At 64.3% G+C, this 16989-nt stretch carries 14 protein-coding genes and 1 tRNA gene; 6 read left to right on the forward strand and 9 right to left on the reverse strand.

What is annotated here, in order from left to right:
- Positions 1-5 precede the first annotated feature (5 nt).
- A complete protein-coding gene (locus tag LAN61_06220) occupies positions 6-1226 on the forward strand; it encodes a glycosyltransferase family 2 protein (GenBank protein MBZ5540103.1) in 1221 nt (406 codons plus the stop codon).
- A 57-nt stretch (positions 1227-1283) separates the two neighbouring features.
- On the opposite strand, the gene LAN61_06225 is transcribed toward LAN61_06220, so the two are convergent.
- From LAN61_06225 to LAN61_06240, 4 genes are all read right to left on the reverse strand, one after another.
- On the reverse strand, positions 1284-2480 hold the full coding sequence (locus LAN61_06225) for a PilT/PilU family type 4a pilus ATPase (protein ID MBZ5540104.1): 1197 nt from the start codon (positions 2478-2480) through the stop codon (positions 1284-1286).
- A gap of 317 nt (positions 2481-2797) precedes the next feature.
- Positions 2798-4366, reverse strand: a complete 1569-nt coding sequence (locus LAN61_06230) for a peptidase S10 (GenBank protein ID MBZ5540105.1) — start codon at positions 4364-4366, stop codon at positions 2798-2800.
- A gap of 202 nt (positions 4367-4568) precedes the next feature.
- Positions 4569-6050 (reverse strand): DUF4382 domain-containing protein, encoded by a 1482-nt coding sequence (locus LAN61_06235; GenBank protein MBZ5540106.1) that lies wholly within the window; start codon positions 6048-6050, stop codon positions 4569-4571.
- A gap of 204 nt (positions 6051-6254) precedes the next feature.
- Positions 6255-6330, reverse strand: a tRNA-His gene (locus LAN61_06240).
- A gap of 256 nt (positions 6331-6586) precedes the next feature.
- Here LAN61_06240 and LAN61_06245 point away from each other — a divergent pair.
- From LAN61_06245 to LAN61_06255, 3 genes are all read left to right on the forward strand, one after another.
- Positions 6587-8257, forward strand: a complete 1671-nt coding sequence (locus LAN61_06245; protein ID MBZ5540107.1) for a sensor histidine kinase — start codon at positions 6587-6589, stop codon at positions 8255-8257.
- A 1-nt stretch (position 8258) separates the two neighbouring features.
- Positions 8259-8924, forward strand: a complete 666-nt coding sequence (locus tag LAN61_06250; protein MBZ5540108.1) for a response regulator transcription factor — start codon at positions 8259-8261, stop codon at positions 8922-8924.
- A gap of 299 nt (positions 8925-9223) precedes the next feature.
- The gene (locus tag LAN61_06255; protein ID MBZ5540109.1) at positions 9224-10048 is read left to right on the forward strand and encodes a hypothetical protein; all 825 of its coding nucleotides are present in this window, start codon (positions 9224-9226) and stop codon (positions 10046-10048) included.
- Here LAN61_06255 and LAN61_06260 read toward each other — a convergent pair.
- Positions 9966-10715, reverse strand: a complete 750-nt coding sequence (locus LAN61_06260; GenBank protein MBZ5540110.1) for a methyltransferase domain-containing protein — start codon at positions 10713-10715, stop codon at positions 9966-9968. The two genes, LAN61_06255 and LAN61_06260, sit on opposite strands and share 83 nt — an antisense overlap.
- A 141-nt stretch (positions 10716-10856) precedes the next feature.
- On the opposite strand from LAN61_06260, the gene LAN61_06265 reads away from it, so the two are divergent.
- Complete coding sequence (locus LAN61_06265; protein MBZ5540111.1) at positions 10857-12254, forward strand: MBL fold metallo-hydrolase; 1398 nt, start codon at positions 10857-10859, stop codon at positions 12252-12254.
- Positions 12255-12541: 287 nt separating this feature from the next.
- On the opposite strand, the gene LAN61_06270 is transcribed toward LAN61_06265, so the two are convergent.
- Positions 12542-12955, reverse strand: a complete 414-nt coding sequence (locus LAN61_06270; protein MBZ5540112.1) for a hypothetical protein — start codon at positions 12953-12955, stop codon at positions 12542-12544.
- Positions 12956-13015: 60 nt separating this feature from the next.
- The gene (locus tag LAN61_06275) at positions 13016-14047 is read right to left on the reverse strand and encodes a CapA family protein (GenBank protein MBZ5540113.1); all 1032 of its coding nucleotides are present in this window, start codon (positions 14045-14047) and stop codon (positions 13016-13018) included.
- Positions 14048-14145: 98 nt separating this feature from the next.
- On the opposite strand from LAN61_06275, the gene LAN61_06280 reads away from it, so the two are divergent.
- Positions 14146-15486, forward strand: a complete 1341-nt coding sequence (locus LAN61_06280) for an amidohydrolase (GenBank protein ID MBZ5540114.1) — start codon at positions 14146-14148, stop codon at positions 15484-15486.
- A gap of 27 nt (positions 15487-15513) precedes the next feature.
- Here LAN61_06280 and LAN61_06285 read toward each other — a convergent pair whose 3' ends face one another.
- Positions 15514-15735: a type II toxin-antitoxin system HicB family antitoxin gene (locus LAN61_06285; GenBank protein ID MBZ5540115.1), complete on the reverse strand. Its 222-nt coding sequence runs from the start codon at positions 15733-15735 to the stop codon at positions 15514-15516.
- Positions 15736-15747: 12 nt separating this feature from the next.
- Complete coding sequence (locus tag LAN61_06290; GenBank protein MBZ5540116.1) at positions 15748-16983, reverse strand: aminotransferase class I/II-fold pyridoxal phosphate-dependent enzyme; 1236 nt, start codon at positions 16981-16983, stop codon at positions 15748-15750.
- Positions 16984-16989: the final 6 nt, after the last annotated feature.

Here is a 16989-nt window from a genome sequence, read left to right on the forward strand (position 1 = left end):
AATGACTGCCGGAGGGTGGCGTGTCGGCAAACAATCCCGGTACGGAGAACAGCATCGAAGTTTCCGTGGTCATCCCCTGTCTAAACGAAGTCAACTCAGTGGCCATCTGCGTGCGGAAGGCGCTGCAAGCCTTCCGGGATGCCGGGCTGCGCGGCGAAGTTGTGGTTGCCGATAACGGCTCGAGCGACGGCTCGGTGGAAGCCGTGCGGGCCTGCGGCGGGCGGGTGGTGGAGGTGCCGGAGCGCGGATACGGGTCGGCGTTGCGCGCCGGGATCCGCGCGGCGCGCGGCGCGTTCATCGTCATGGGCGACGCCGACGACAGTTACGATTTTTCGGAGGCGCCGCGCTTTGTGGAGGCCTGGCGCAAGGGCTACGACGTGGTTATGGGCAACCGCTTCCGCGGGGCAATCAAGCCCGGGGCCATGCCCTGGCATCACAAGTACTTCGGGAATCCGGTTCTTACCGCGCTGCTCAATCTGTTTTTTCACGCCGGAATCGGAGACAGCCACTGCGGGATGCGGGGATTTTCCCGGGCCATCTTCGAGCGCATGGATCTGCGCTGCACGGGGATGGAGTTTGCCTCGGAGTTCGTGATCAAGGCCGCGCAACTCGGCGCGCGGATCACCGAAATTCCCATCACACTCTGGCCGGACAAGCGCGGGCGCCCGCCGCATCTGCGCAGCTTCCGCGACGGCTGGCGGCATCTGCGCTTCATGCTGCTGTACGCGCCCAACTGGCTGTTCCTTCTGCCCGGAGGAATGCTCATGGTTTTTGGGCTGTTTCTGACGTTCTGGCTGCTTCCGGGGCCGCGCAGAATCCGGCCCAGTGTCGTCCTGGACATCCACACCATGATTTTCGGGGTGATCTTCACGCTGCTCGGCGCGCAGATCATTTCCGTGGGTTTCTTTGCCAAGGTGTTCAGTTACGCGGAGCGCTTCGACCGCCGGCAGATTTCGCTGAAGCGCGTGCTGCGGCGGGTGACGCTGGAGCACGGGTTGCTTTTCGGGGGCCTGCTGTTTTTGGCGGGCCTGGCGGGCAGCGGCTACGTGGTATGGCAATGGGCGGCCAGCGGCTTCGGGCCGCTGCAGCAGGTGCGGCAGGTGCTGTTCTGGTCGATGTGGCTGTTTCTGGGAGTGCAGATCGTCTTTTCGTCGTTTTTTCTGAGCATGCTGGGGATCAGCCGCGGCACGTATATCGGGGATTACGAGCGCTCGGGGGAGCGCTGAGGACGGGCGGAAAGTTGCGGCTTGCTTTGCGGGCACAGGCGGGAGAGCCCGGGAGCGTTAGCGCTCGATCTCGACCTCGGTCAGTTTGCCTGCGGAGGGCTTGGCGTTTTTAAGCTGCTTGCGGTCCTCGGGAATGTCGGAGAGGGCCAGCTTGAGGTTGCCGGCATTGGTGGCGTAGAGGAGCGCGGTCTCGTACTCGATGAGGCCCTCGCGGACGAAGCGCTCGAGCTCGCCGTCGAAGTGCTGCATGCCGTCGTTAGTGCCGTCGCGCATGGCGTCGAGCAGGGATTTGCCTTCGTTCTCGCCCTTTTCCACATATTCGCGGGTGCGCATGGTGGACTTGAGAATTTCCAGGGCCGCTATGCGCCCTCTAGTTTCTTTGCGGGGCAGCAGACGCTGGGAAATGATGTAGCGGAAGGATTTGGAAAAGCGGGCGCGGATGCCCTGCTGTTCGCTGAGGGGAAAGGAGCCGATGATGCGTTCGACGGTCTTGGCGGCGTCGGTGGTGTGCAGGGTGGAGAGGACCAAGTGACCGGTTTCCGCGGCTTCCAGGGCGATCTCGATGGTTTCGCGGTCGCGCATCTCCCCGACGAGGATGACTTTGGGGGCCTGGCGCAGGGCGGCGCGCAGAGCCAAGGCGAAGGTGGGTGTGTCGCTGTGCAGCTCGCGCTGGTGCACCGTGCCTTTTTTGTGGCGGTGCAGAAATTCGATGGGGTCTTCGATGGTCAGGATGTGGATGGCGCGGGTGGTGTTCATGACGTCCATGATGGCCGCCAGGGTGGAGGACTTGCCGGAGCCTGTGGGTCCGGTGACCAGGGCGATGCCGTTGCGCAGCTCGGCGACTTCGGCGATCTGCGGGGGCAGGTTAAGCTCCTCGAAGGTGGGGATATTGTTGGGGATGACGCGCATGACGATGGCGCAGGTGCCGCGCTGGCGGAAAATGTTGACGCGGAAGCGCGCGAGTCCCGAGACCGCGTAGGACAGGTCCGCGGAGCCTTCCTGCTCGAGTTTGCGGGCGGGATGCTCGACGCCGCCAATGAGGTCCCTGGCGATCTGCTCGGTCATCTGCGGGGTCAGACATTCCAGGCCTTTGAATTTGAGCTCCACGAGCTCGCCGCTGGATTCCACCTGCGGGGCGCGGCCCGGGGAAAAGATGAGGTCGCTGACGTGATCGCGGGCCTTGAGCATAGCCCCCACCAACTGGGGCAGAGGGATGGCGGGTGCTTGCGGGGGCGGCTGTGGTGGCGTGCTCATCGGGTCCTCGGCGACACCTGTTTTGCAGGGTCGTTGTTCTGGGTGACCGCAAAGCGGTCAACATAAAGTCATGCTTTCGGCAAACCGGTCCAGGCGGGCTCGCGCCCGTTCCGGGAAGGGAATGCCAGCTTACCGGAAGCCACCCCGGGCAAGGTCTCCGGCGAGAGCCCGGTGTGCCGTGAGAGTCCATAGTCCCGAGGCTTTCCCCGGGAGTCCGGGAAGGCCCTGGCGGGAAAAAAAACGGGCCGCAGCGTGGTGCTGCGGCCCGCGTTGTTGTCCGGCCCCGGGTTTGCCGGGGCCGGGCGTGAATTCTGTGCTCAGGGTTTCGTGGCGCTATCGATGAAGCTGGCCACGTTCTTCTTCAGCTGAGCCAGGTCCTCGTCGCGAAGGTACATCATGTGGCCCGCCTGGTAGTACTGCAGATGGATATTGCTGCGCAGTTTGTCCGAAAGGCCCAGGTGGTCCATGGTGTATTCAGTGCCGTAGAAGGGCGTGGCCAGGTCGTAGATGCCGTTTTCCACCTCGATCTTGAGGCGGGGATTGGTGATCATGGCCTGAACAAGGTCGCCTTCGACGTTGGGAGCGCCGGGGAAGCCGAAGTTCTCGCCGCTCTGGTGTTTCCAGTCCCAGGCGCGCCCGGCGCCCTCAGCGGCGGGCTTGTAGGTCTTGTCCTGGCCGAATTTCAGCTCCTCGCGGACGTAGGAGTTGAAGACGGCAACGAACGCCCCGCCGATGGCGGGCTCCAGCGGGTCATATTCGGCAAACTCCCCGAGCTGGTCGTAGCTGGGCCCGGAGAAGCGGGCATCCAGGCGTCCGGTGGTGAGGCCGCGGCTGCGCTGCAACTCCTTCATGAACTGGAAGAGGTTGACGCGGAGATTGGCTTGCGTGATGTATTCCTCGCTCAAGCCCGTGAAGCGCGCGAGCTTTTTGGCGGTGTCCGCTTTTTCGGCGGCGCTGAGGCGGGAGCCCTGCAGCAGGGCGGCCAAATAGGGGCCCTGGGCGAAGCGCCGCGCTTCCTCCAGAAACGGCTGGAGGTTCTCCGGGCGGTCCTTGAGCATCTTGTGATACCAGGCGGTGGCGGCGTAGCTGGGGAGGTAGAAAATGTAGGGCATGTCCTGACCGGCAGAGAAGGAGATGGAGCCCAGGTCGAGGACGTTGGAGACCAGCACGATGCCGTTGAGGAAGAGGTTGTCGTGCTCTTGCATGTAGGCCGCCAGGGCTGCGGAGCGGAACGTGCCGTAGCTCTCGCCCATCAGGAATTTGGGGGAGTTCCAGCGGTTGTTGCGGCTCACATAGGTGGTGATGAACTGAGCGATGGACTTGACGTCCTGATCCACGCCCCAGAAGTCCTTGTCCTGGGACTTGCCGACGGCGTGGCTGAAGCCCGTGCCGATGGGATCGATGAACACCAGGTCGGCCTTGTCCAGGAGGCAGTCGGGGTTGTCAGTGAGCTTGTAGGGCGCGGGCGGGGTCATTTCCGCGTTGGTGGTGAGCACGCGGCGCGGCCCCACCGAGCCCATGTGCAGCCAGATGGAGGAGGAGCCCGGCCCGCCGTTGTAGAGAAAAACCACCGGGCGCTGGCTGAGGTCCTTGACGTCGCTGCGGGTGTAAGCGGTGGAATAGAGCAGGGCCGTGGGTTCGCCCTTGTCGTCCTTCAGGAGGATCGTTTGTGCCGTGGCTTTGTAGGGGATGGTCTGGCCGGCGATCTTGATGGAGTGCTCGGTGACCGAGGATTCTTCTTTGGGGGCGGCGCTAGCGGCGGCGGCCGGTGTCTCGGCGGGCTTCGCTTCCTTCGTCTCTTTCTCCTGCGCCAACACGCCGGCGGGCAGAACCAGCGCCAGCAATGCAAATCCCAGCCACACTCTGAGGCCAATGGGCCTATTCATCGTTTCGCTCCTCGCTTGAATTGTGCTTCTCGCATACCCGGAACATGGGGATGGTACGCGGTTGATTAGACGCAGGGCAAAGGCTTTTTGTTCAAAAAATCCGGGCGGGACCGGAAAAAAGAGGCAGGAATGCTGGTCCAAACGAGGCAGCGCCCCGCGAAGCGCCGGGCGCGGGGCCGCCGCCGCAGAAGACTGGCGTGATTCAGGAGCAGCCGGTGAAGTCGAGGCGGCTCGCGGTTGTCGCCGCTCCGGCAGTGACCTTCAGAGGCTGGTTGCTGGAGTCCTTGCTGGTCAGCAGCAAGGAGGGCGTGCAGAGGGGAGTCCCGCCGGAGGACGGCTGATAAGCGCGCACTTCGGCCTGGTAGAGGACATCTCCCGGGGCTGGCGCGGTGTAGGTGATCTGCCCGGCGGAAAAAGTGCCGACGCTGGGATTGCTGGCGGGCACGAGCAGCATGTACGAGCCGCAGTAGGCGCCCGTGGGGCTGCCGGCGGGGCAGAGATTGGTGGCATTCACCGGGAAATTGGGAGTCGAACCCGGCAGCGGGGGAATGGTGACTGGACGCATGGCGCCACCGGAAAGGGTGACTGTCTGGAAGGCGCTTGCTGCCGCGTCCAGCTCTGCTCCGGAGGTTCCGCTGAGTGCGGTGACCGAGCCCTGAATGGTGCCCGGCCCGTTGGGGGTGCCGGTTTCGGCGAGCAGGGGGATTGCGCCGACAGCGGTTCCCCCGGGGACATTCAAGACGACCGTGGCGTTGTAGGCGACGCCGTTGCTGTCCACGGCGTCAGCGACCACGTCGAAGGTGGCCCCCACGGGCAACGGGCAGAAGCTGAAGTGGCCGGTGGAATCGGTCAGGGCCTGCATGAAGATGCGGTCCGTGGCGGTGCTGTCGGGAGCCTCGATCGCCACCATGGCTCCGGCAAGGGGCTGCAGCGTCTGCTGGTCCACGATCTGTCCGCTGATGCCCGAGAGGTTCTTGCTCACCTGGCCGGCCGTGAGTACGGGCTTCAGGCGATAGCCCATGTGGCCCATGGCGACGATCGAGCGGCAGGCATCGAAGTCCACGTTGATGTCCACGGACTGCCCCGCGGCGACATGAATGGGGCCGCCCATAACCTGGCCGGGAGGAATCTTCAGCCCGGTGATGTCCTGGCTGCTGAGATCCAGCGTGTGCGGCACGCCGTTGCGGTCCACAACGCAGTTGAAGACCTGGCCGAGCGCCGCGCAGGCATTGGCGAGAGGCGGCGGCCCGCTGGGAAGCTGGTTGGCGAGGAGCAACAGGCGCAATTGCTGGTAATCGCCCGCGGGCAGGGAAGTAGAGCCCAGTTGCGAGAGCAAGCACTGGCCGCTGGCCGGGAGGTGCAGCAGGTCGACCTGCACGGGCTGGGAGACGAGTTGCGGGGCCAATTCCTGCCAGCCCGCGGAAGAGTTGCCGGCGGTAGCGCTGGTGTGGGCCTGCAGGGAGCGGATGGTCACATAGACGCTCTGGAAATCTCCGCTGGGAGCGGAGCAGGTCGGCGGGTCGCTGATACTCACGCTCACGGTGCCGAATCCCTGCGGGGCGGTGGTGACGCTGGCGCCGCCGCAACTGGTCATCAGCATGGCCGCCGAGAAAATCGCGGCGAACAGCGTGGAATAAAAGAGAGCAGTGGCAGTTCCTTCTTTTGCCTGGCGAATGTTGTGCATGGCAGGACCTCTTACGGGACAGAATGCAAATTTTGGAAATCCCGGAGGCTGAGTTCGGGAGATATTTCCTGACAATTATGTTGGTGGCGGGGTTGCGGCGTCAAGAAGAAGAGCGCGCGAACGCGGGATTTTTTGGAGGGAGAACTACTATTACCAAAGTAATAGACTGCCGTCATTTCCGGAGCAAATGCGAACTTGGGTGGTTGGGGTGGGCGACGGGATTTGAACCCGCGACATCCGGTGCCACAGACCGGCGCTCTACCAGCTGAGCTACGCCCACCGCTGTGCTCCATGGTAACACGAGGCTGGGCGGGTGAAAATGGCAGGCACGCGGGAGGCGTGGGGGCGGTCTGGTGGAGAGGCGGATTTGCAAGCCACATGGCGGAGTCTCGATCCAGCCGGGATGAATTCCCTCGCCGCGACGGCAGCCAGCCCGTGTGGATTTGCGCAAAGGCACGTTAGCAGGGTGGAAACGTGGCATTGCGCGGGGGTGGCATCTTGATAGACTCGACATGAGGGAAAACGCGTCCCCGCGCATGAGCCCCCCAACATCGCATCGCCGCCACTTTGAGCGGCAACTGACGTACGCGCGGCCGATCATCGCGCTGCTGGCGCTGCTGGCGCTGCTGGAGCGGCCGCTGGATCATACGCGCACGCGGGCCATCGGCTTTCTTGCCGGCTATCTGCTGTTCGGAGTGGCGGTAGTGCTGCTGGCGCGGCTGCTGGAGCGGCGCAATCTGTATGTGCCGCTGGCGGCGGATCTCGCCGCGCTGCTGGTCTTTGCCTGGCTGAGTCCCTCGCAGACCGCGGTGTGGTTCCCGTATCTGTTCGTGGGCTTTGCGGTGGGCGGGCGGTGGGGAATGCGCGCGGCGGTGTGGCTGCTGGGCGGGTTCTCGCTGGCGCTGGTGCTGCGCACGGCGGTGCATGGCGAGCTGCAGTGGGTGCGCGTGATTTCCTGGGTGGGGCTGGTGGGGGCGACGTTTGGCGCGGGCACGGGGCTGGCCTTTCTGGGCGAGAGCAACCGGCGCTACGCGGCGGAAAACGATTTTTTCGCGCGCATCTCTTCGGCGTTGCGCGTGGAGCAGGGCCTGGCGGAATCGCTGCGGCTGCTCCTGGACGAACTGGCCCGCGCCTTCCACTGCGAGGAGGCGGTGCTGGCCTATCGCGATCAGGATCTCGAGCGCATTTTTCTGTGGCGGCTGAAGCCCGGGACGACCGAGCGCATCTTTCCGGAGAGCATGCCGCTGTCGCGGGCCGACGGCTTTTTGCTGGACGATCTGGATGCGGCGGTCTGCTGGAACAGCCTGGAAGGGCGCGGAGACGGCTTCGGCTGGAACCGCCGCGACGCCCGCCCGCTCGATCCGTTGCCGCGCATCCCGGGCCCCGCGCAACAGGAATTGCAGCTGCGCTCGATGATGAGCGTGGCCTTCGAGCAGTACGGGGAGCCCGCCGGGCGGCTGTTCCTGCTCAATGGGCGGCGGACCTTCACCGGCGAGGATCTGCGCTGGTTCGAGCGCATCGCCGGGCATTTCGCCGCGCCGCTGGAAAATCTCTTCCTGCTGCGGCACATGCGCGCGCGGGCCATCGAGGGGGAGCGCAGCCGCATCTCGCGGGACCTGCATGACGGGATCCTGCAGACGCTGCTGAGCATCGAGATCCAGATCGACGTGCTGCGGCGCAAACTGCCGGTGGCCCCCGAACAGGCGGCCACGAGCCTGGCCACGCTGCAGCAGACGGTGCGCAACGAGTCCGCGGAGCTGCGCCGGCTGGTGACCGACCTGCGCCCGTCGCGGGTGCAGAGCGCGGATTTGGTGGACCTGATGCGGGGGTTTGCCGAGCGTTTTCGCAATGAATCGGGGCTGGCGCTGGACCTGCTGGTGGATTCCACGTCCATCCAAGCGCCCGACCGGGTCTGCCGGGAGCTTTTCCAGATTTACCGAGAAGCACTCAACAACATAAAAAAGCATGCGAAGGCTTCCCATGTCGTGGTAAAACTTACGCAGGATGACAGCCGCATCGTCCTGGTCGTGGACGATAATGGCGAAGGCTTCAGCTTCGCCGGGCGCTTCTCCGGGGATGAGCTGGACCGCCTGCGGCTGGGGCCGATTTCCATCAAGGAGCGCACGCGTACCGTTGGTGGTGTGTTAACGGTGGAGTCCAGTCCGGGCCACGGAGCGCGTTTGAGTCTAGAGATTCCACTCGGTTGACATGGCCAAGAACAAACAACAGATTCGCGTTTTGCTGGCAGACGACCACGCGATATTCCGCGACGGTCTGCGCAAACTGCTGGATGCCGACGACGACCTGGCCATTGTGGGCGAGGCGCAGAACGGCGCGGAATGCATCAAGCTGATCACCAAGCTGAAACCGGATATTCTGCTGCTGGACCTGCGCATGCCGGACAAGGACGGTCTGGCGGTGCTGGAGGAAGTGAATTTCGACACGCTGCCGACGCGGGTGATCGTGCTGACCGCGGCCGAGGATGATCGCGACGTGGTGCGCGCGATGCGGCTGGGTGCGCGCGGCGTGGTGCTGAAGCAGTCGGCTACAGATCTGCTGGTCAAGAGCATCTACCGGGTACACGCCGGAGAGATCTGGCTGGACAACCGCATGACCGCGGAGGTCATGAAGGCGTTCTCCAAGTCGTCGGAATCCGGGCCGCGGCGGGAAAAGCCGCTGCTCAGCGACCGGGAAAAAGAGATCGTGCAGCTGGTGGCGCAAGGATTCCGCAACAAGGAGATCGGGGAAAAGCTGTTCATCAGCGAGCAGACGGTGAAGAACCACCTGCACAACATTTTCGACAAGCTCGGAGTCTCCGACCGGCTCGAGCTGGCCCTCTACGCCATCCACCACCGGCTCATCGACCACTCCTAAGCCGTTCCTGACCTTGCAGCAACACCGCTTCGGGCGCTGCACTTCCGCGCATGGCGCCCGCCCGCTGCGCTGCCTTGCTTCGCCAGGCAAGAAGGCAGTGATATTATCAGTTTGTGACTTGCCCTGCCGCACTCAAGGACCAACCCGGGGCCCCGATCATCCGCCGGTTCTTTTCCTGGGCGGCTTGCGCTCTGTTCTTCCTGTGCTTCTGCACCCTGGCAGTTCCGGCGCGGGGCGCCGAGCTCAAGCAAAAAACCATCGAGGCTTTCCAACACTACGTGGAGATCTCCGAAGCGCGCATGGCGACGGAACTCGCGGACCCGGAGGGGTTCCTGTGGGTGGACCGGCTGCCCGCGGCGCACCGCCAGACGCCGCTCGCGCAGCTTTTGCAGGGGCGCGTCATTACCGAACACCTGGAAACACTTGAGGGAGGGAATCGCATTGCGGTTCCCGACGGCCTGGTCCACCACTGGATCGCCTTGGTCTTCGTTCCCGGTGTGAGCCTGGCGCAGGTTCTGGCGCTGCAACAGGACTACGACCACCATCAGGAGATGTACAAGCCGGAGGTGCAGCGCTCCCGGCTGGTGAGCCACGAGGGCAATGACTTCACGGTGGACTTTCGCTTCCACCGCAAGGCCATCGTCACCGCGGTGTACAACGCCGAGTTCGCCATCCGCTACTTCCCGCTGGACGCGACGCGGGCCTGGAGCCGCTCCTACTCGACGCGCATTGCGGAAGTGGCGGACCCCGGCATGGCCTCCGAGCACGAAAAGCCCGTAGGCCGGGATCGCGGCTATCTGTGGAGGCTGAATACCTACACGCGGTATCAGGAGAAAGACGGCGGGGTGTACATCCAGATTGAGTTCATCGCCTTGAGCCGCAGCGTGCCGTGGATTTTTGCCTGGTTGGTCAATCCCTACGTCAAGAGCGTCCCGCGCGAATACCTGACCCATTTGCTGGAAGCCACGCGCAAAGCCCTGATCAAGAAACAAGAAGCCACTTCCGGCAGCAACGCCGCGTTTCGGCGCCAGCCGGTGCGGCTTACCGCGGTTTCCTGGCGACGATGTGCAGAGAGCCGCAGATTTCCCGGAGGGGCCAGGCCCTTTCCAGGAGGCGGCCGATAGCGGATACCGCGGGGATCAAGGGCTCGGGAGTCGCCGGGTGCAGCCAGTCGAAGGGGGTAACCCGCACATCGCAAAAGCCGGCGCGCTGCAGGGCGTGGCGCAAGCTGCAGCGGTAGAAGGCGGTTTCCTCCGGGGAGACCTGCGGAAAGAAACTGCGGAAGTGGCGTTCCATCCAGACTTGCGGGTTGGCCATGTTGGGTTCGGCGAAGCTCATCCTGCCGCCGGGCTTGAGAAGCTGCAGAATCTTCTGCCAGGTGCGGGTGAGATCCAGGTGATGCAGCACCGAGGAGCCAATCACCGCGTCGAAGGGCCCATCCAGGGCGCAGTCCTCGAAATTCTTCAAGATAAAACGGGCGTTGGGAATATCCCGCATTTGCGCCAGGCGGATCAGCTCCGGGGAAAGGTCCACCGCCAGAATCTCCGCGCCGGAAGCGGCGAACATGCCGGTAAACAGACCGCTGCCGCAACCGATCTCCAGAACGCGGCTGCCGGGAGCGATGTGCGCGCCGCTGACGATCCGTTGCGCGCGCCGCCGGGCACGCACCTTTCCGGCGGGGGTCCCCCAACCCCACTGCAGTTCGGGATCGTTTTCCGCGAGGAAACGGCCGTGCGCGATTTCACTGGCGATGCGCGATGGAGGAGAGGGACCGGGGTTCGTGTCGTTCATGGGCACTCGATTCTACCAGGCGATTTCCAGCGTATGCCATTCCGCCGCCGGCCAGCAAGAGCCATCCGTCCGGGTTTCCTGCCCGGTGCCGGGATAGATTTGCATTTGGAAATTCGCGCTTGTGAGTAAAATAGCCGGACCATGGCCAAACTCACTTTTTTAGGCGCGGCAGGCTGCGTCACGGGATCGAAATACCTGGTGGAAGCCGCCGGGAAAAAGCTGCTGGTGGACTGCGGGCTGTTCCAGGGCTCGAACGAGCTGAAGGACCGCAACTGGAAGCCGCTGCCGCTCGATGCCAAAACGATCGACTACGCCGTGCTGACGCACGCGCATCTCGATCACACGGGATGGCTGCCCAAGCTGGTGGAGGACGGCTACGGGGGCCCCATCTTCGCCAACCCGGCCACGATCGAGCTCACGGAAATCCTGCTGAAGGATTCGGCGCACCTGCAGGAAGAAGACACGGAGCACGCGCGGCGCAAGAAATACAGCCGGCATGCCGAGCCGCTGGCGCTGTACACGACGGAAGACGTGGAGCCGGTGCTGCAGCAGTTGAAGCCGATTCCGCGCAAGGGAGGCTTCGACATCTCGCCGGAATTCCGGATGGTTTCCTACGACGCCGGGCACATTCTGGGCTCCTCCAGCCTGGAGCTGACGATCAGCGAAAACGGGAAGAAGACCGTGGTGGTCTTCTCCGGCGATGTCGGGCGCTACAACCAGCCCATCCTCAACGATCCGGTCACGCCGCCGCGCGCCGATGTGCTGCTGTGCGAATCCACGTACGGCGACCGGGAGCACCCGGACGGGGCTCCCGACGAGGCGCTGGCCACGGTGGTCAACCGCGTGGTCCGGCGCGGCGGCTCGATCGTCTTTCCGGCCTTCGCCATCGGGCGCACGCAGACGCTGATGTATTACCTGCGGCAGCTCGAGGATACGAAGCGCATCCCGCGCATTCCGGTCTATGTGGACAGCCCCATGGCCCTCAGCGCCACCGACCTGTACTTGCGCCATCACGAAGATCACGACCTGGAATTCACCCGGGAAGAAAAAGGGGGCTCCGGGGATCCCCTGGATGTCCACGAGTTTCATCTGGCGCGCAGCGTGGAGGATTCCAAGCGCATCAACGACGTCACCACCCCCTGCATCATTATTTCCGCCAGCGGCATGGCCAGCGGCGGGCGCGTCCTGCATCACCTGGCGCGGCGCCTGCCCGACGCCCGCAACGCCGTTATCCTCGCCGGCTTTCAAGCCGAGGGCACGCGCGGGCGCGCGCTCCTGGAAGGCGCCAAGCTCCTGCATATCCATGGTCAGGAAGTGCCGGTACTCGCGGAGGTCCTCGAGCTCGGGCAGTTTTCCGCACACGCCGGAAAAAGCGAGCTGCTGCGCTGGGTAGGGGGCATCCAGGGCGCTCCGCGGCAGACCTGGCTGACTCACGGCGAGCCCGCCGCCGCGCAATCCTTGCAAGCCGCGATCCAGGCGCAGTTGCACTGGAACGTGGACGTCGCGCGCTACCTGGACACCGTGGACCTCGGTTCCTAGGCGGTTGTGGAATTCTGCGGGGCCGGGCGCAGCGCTGCCCTAAAAACGACTGTTCTTTCCGCAAATATTGAGAAAGGGAAACTATTTTTTGCGGAAGTGAAACATCTTTGGCGGGGGATACGTCTAAAAATTAAGACCACTCGCGGGGTAGATGGCTAACCACCACAGGGCAACCGACCATCAGCCGTCTACCCCTTCCTCACTGGACCTTTTGCGGATGACTCTATGTGTGACCGCGAAGGGATCAAATTCTGCAGTGTTTTCCAGTATCTATCTAAAAGAAAAGACTAGACTTGCTGTGGAGTCATGCGGCGCGTCGGGGTCTCCCGGGACATGGGCGGAATCTCCTCGAGGCGCAGCTCAGCCACGAACATCGGAGCCGGCGCTACGCGCCCCCAGCGGTTTAATTCCCAGCGCGCGCGGATAAAGCGGATCTCCGGGCGGAGGGTGAGGTCCAGGACCAGCTTGCTTTCCCCGCGATAGAAGCCCTGGGGCATCTTGAGCAGGGGCTTGGTGCCCCAGTTTTCGCCGTCCGGCGAGCCCCAGATGGCGATGTCCAGGGACTCCTGCTCGATCTGCTCGGTGATCTGCAAGCGGCAGAGAAAGGTGCGCGTCGCGCTGCCCGATATGCCGGCCGCCGGGCCTTCCCCGTTCGCTTCCAACCGTGTCCCTGCCGCCAGCAACGCCAGTTGCATCGCCATTTTTGCTCCCGCCCGCTCTGGCCGCGGATTTTAGCACAGGAGTTCGCCGCGTGTGTTGCGTCATTCCGCACGTTTCGCGGCGGGGCCGTGGATCTCCAGGCGCTGGCGCTCGGAATTCCACTTCGCGGCGGTCTGCAAATCGGCGCAGAGTTTGGTCATCTTCCCGGCGATGTTCTGCGCGTGAATCCCTTCGGCGCGGTTGGCCCGAAAGCCGCGGATCAGCGTGGGATAGAGGCGCAGAGCGCGCGGCTGGTTGTTGGCGAACTCCGCGACATAGATGAAGGACTGGTCGTTGCGCTCGATGCGGTCCACCGCATAATCATCCACGAAGTTTCCGGCGCCGTAGAGGATCGGGCGGCCCCGGTAGAATTCGATGCCGCGGAAAACATGGCTGGAGTGGCCGAAAAGCAGATCGGCTCCGGCATCCAGGAGGGCATGCGCGAAAAGCACATGCTCCTCGGGGGGCGTGTATCCCCAGTTGCCGCCCCAGTGCGCCGAGACGATCAGCAGATCCACGGCCTTGCGGTGTTCGCGAACGGCCTGCAAAAGCTTTTTGGCGCGCGCGTCGGCCAAGTCTGTGGGCACGTAGAAGGTGCCCGGCCAATCCGCGCCCGCTTCCCATTCCGGCTCGTTGTCGGTGAACGCCAGCAGCCCCAGCTTCCTCCCGCAGACGGTGGCGGAGGCCAGCCGCGAGGCCTGCTCCAGATTCGCGCCCGCGCCGCTATGCACGATGCCCGCGCGGTCCAGGATCTCCAGCATTTCGAGGAGCGCGTCGTAGCCGTAATCCAGAACGTGGTTATTTGCGAGGGAGACGGCGTTGATGCGCGCGGCTTGCAGCACGGCAATGTTTTTTGCGGCGGAGCGGAAGTGGAAGGTCTTGGGAAAAACGGACCAGGGGCTTCCGCGGTCCGAAAGGACGCATTCGAGGTTGCAGAGGCGCCAGTCGGCGCTCTCCAGGAGCGGGAGGGTGTCGCCCCAGGGGTAGTGCGGCGGGGCGTTTTGCAGGACCTCGTCCAGCAGGCGCCCGAGCATGCAGTCGCCCAGCAACAAGAGTTCGAGCGGCTTCAATCCGGCGATGAATGGCGCACTCATTTGGCCCGGCCGGGAGGCATATTCCGCAAAGTGCCCGCGGTTCCCAGCGCTTCTCGTCGTATAATCCCCGTTCTATCCCCAAGGGTGAGGAGACCGCAATGAGAATGTTTTTGGCCGCCGTGTTCTGCACGCTGTTATCCCTGGGCGCCGCCGCGCAGCAGCCGGCCCTCGACAAACTCGTGGAGCAGGAACTTCCCGCGCTGGTCTCCACCTACAAAGCGATCCATGCCGCGCCGGAGCTCTCGCACCACGAGGAGAAAACTTCGGCGCTGCTGGCGCAGCAACTGCGCGGGCTGGGCTACGAAGTGACCGAGCACGTCGGCAAGTACCCAAATGGCGAGTGGAAGGGCTACGGGGTCGTGGCGGTGCTGAAGAACGGGGCGGGGCCCACGGTGCTGGTGCGCGCGGATATGGACGCGCTGCCGGTGGAGGAAAAGACCGGCGTTGCGTATGCCAGCCACGTGCACACCAAGAACGACGCCGGGGTGGACACACCCGTGATGCACGCCTGCGGCCACGACATCCATGTCAGCGCGCTGATGGGCACGGCAAAGATGCTGGTGCAGCTCAAGGACCAGTGGCGGGGCACGCTGGTCCTGATCGGGCAGCCCGCCGAGGAAATGATTGACGGCGCAAAGGCCATGCTCGCCGACGGCCTGTACACGCGCTTCCCCAAGCCGGACTACGCCGTGGCGCTGCACGACACCCCGGACCTGGAAGCCGGCAAGGTGGGCTTCACGCCAGGCTATGCGCTGGCCAGTTCCAGTTCGGTGGACGTGACCATCCGGGGGCGCGGCGCGCACGGCTCGCGCCCGGAAGCCAGCAAGGACCCCATCGTCCTGGCCGCCGAATACATCCTGGCGATACAGACCATCGTCAGCCGGGAGCTTTCGCCGTTTGATCCCGCGGTGGTCACCGTCGGCTCCATCCATGGCGGCACCAAGTCCAACATCATCCCGGACGAGGTGCGCCTGCAGCTCACCGTGCGCACCTACAAGGAAGAAGTGCGCCAGCACATCCTGGCTTCGCTGGAGCGCATCGCGCGGGGCGTGGCCCTCGCGGGGGGCGTCCCGGAAGATCGCGCGCCGATCGTGAAGGCCAGCGAAACGGAATATACCCCGGCCATGTACAACGATCCGGCGCTGGCCGCGCGCGTGGCCGCGGCCATGAAAAAGGAGCTGGGTGCGGAGAATGTGGTGGAAACCCCGCCGGTGATGGGCAGCGAGGACTTCGGCGCGCTGGGGCTGGAGGACCGCAAGATTCCCACGTTCATGTTCGGCGTCGGGGCCATTGACGCGGCGCGCCTCGCGGCCATGAAGCAGAGCGGGACGCCCGTTCCGTCGCTGCACTCGAGCCTCTTCTGGCCGACACCCGAGCCCACGATTCGCACGGCGGTCAAAGCCATGACCGCGGCGGTGCTGGATTTACTGAAAAAGTAGGTCGTGCAGGGGCGGTAGGAAGCTTGCTCATCGAGTTGCGGTCTTCAGCTCGACGTACTCTCTTTCATCCCCGAGTGGGAGCGGCTCGCCCAGCGCTTTCATGTCTTCGATGTACAGCTCCATCGCTTCCTCAATGTTCTTGAGGGCCTCTTCACGCGTGTCGCCCTGAGAAACGCATCCGGGAAGCGCCGGCACTGTGACCACATAGCCGCCGTCGCTCTCCCGCTGCAGAATCACTGTATAGCGCATGGCGCTGTTTCCTCAGACGTGCAGCTTGGCGAGGCGCTCGGCGGCGGCGGCCAGGGTGCTTTCCTTCTTGCAGAAGGTGAAGCGCACCTGCTGTGCGCCGTCCTGCGCGTTGCGGTAGAAGCTGGAGCCGGGGACGACGGCGACGCCGATGGTTTCGATCAGGTACTTCGCGAAGGCCACGTCGTTCGTTGCGGCCGCAGAGCCGCCGGCGCCGGGGAAGCGGAAGCGCGAAATGTCGGTCATGATGTAGTACGCGCCGCGGGGCTTGAAGACCGTGAAGCCCGCCTGCTCCAGAATCTTCAGCAGGCGTTCGCGCTTCTCCGCGTAGCTGGCGGCGAGCTTGTCGTAGTAGCTCTGGGGCAGGCGCAGGGCCGTGGCGCCGGCCTGCTGCAGGGGAGCAGCCGCGCCCACGGTGAGGAAGTCGTGGACCTTGCGGATCGCCGAGGTGGCTTCCGGCGGAGCCAGAGCCCAACCCACGCGCCAGCCGGTGACGCTGTAGGTCTTGGACATGCCATTGATGACGATGGTGTGTTCGCGCATGCCGTCGAGGCTGGCCATGGAGACGTGCTGGGCGCCGTCGTAGAGGATGTGCTCGTAGATTTCGTCGGTGATGCAGAAGGCGTTCCAGCGCAGGCAGAGGTCGCGGATGAACTCCAGCTCGCCGCGGGTGAAGACTTTTCCGGTGGGATTGTTGGGTGTGTTGAGGATGATGGCCTTGGTGCGCGGGCCGAAGGCTGCGGCCAGCTCCTTCTCGTCGAAGGACCAGTCGGGCGTGCGCAGCTTCACGAACTTCGGCGTGGCCCCGCTGAGGATCGCGTCGGGCCCGTAGTTTTCGTAGAAGGGCTCGAAGACCACCACCTCGTCGCCGGGATTGATGATGGCCAGCATGACCGCCATCATGGCTTCGGTCGAGCCGCAGCACACGGTGATCTCGCGCTCCGGGTCGTAGGCGACACCCTGGGTGCGCGCGAATTTGTCGACCACGGCGTCGCGCAGGGGCTTGGCGCCCCAGGTGATGGCGTACTGGTTGAAGTCGTCGGCGATGGCCTGGCGCGCCGCTTCTTTCAGCTCCCCGGGGGCCGCGAAATCGGGAAAGCCCTGCGAGAGGTTGACGGCGTGGTGTTTCATCGCCAGCCGGGTCATCTCGCGGATCACCGATTCGGTGAACTGTTCGGCCTTGGCGGAGAGCATGCGCCGCGCGGCTTCCCCAACAGGGGAGGGCGCGGGCCGGGAATCAGAAGTGGTCATGGTTGT

It is taken from the genome of Terriglobia bacterium (genome assembly GCA_020072785.1).
Taxonomy (GTDB): Bacteria; Acidobacteriota; Terriglobia; order Acidiferrales; family UBA7541; genus Acidiferrum.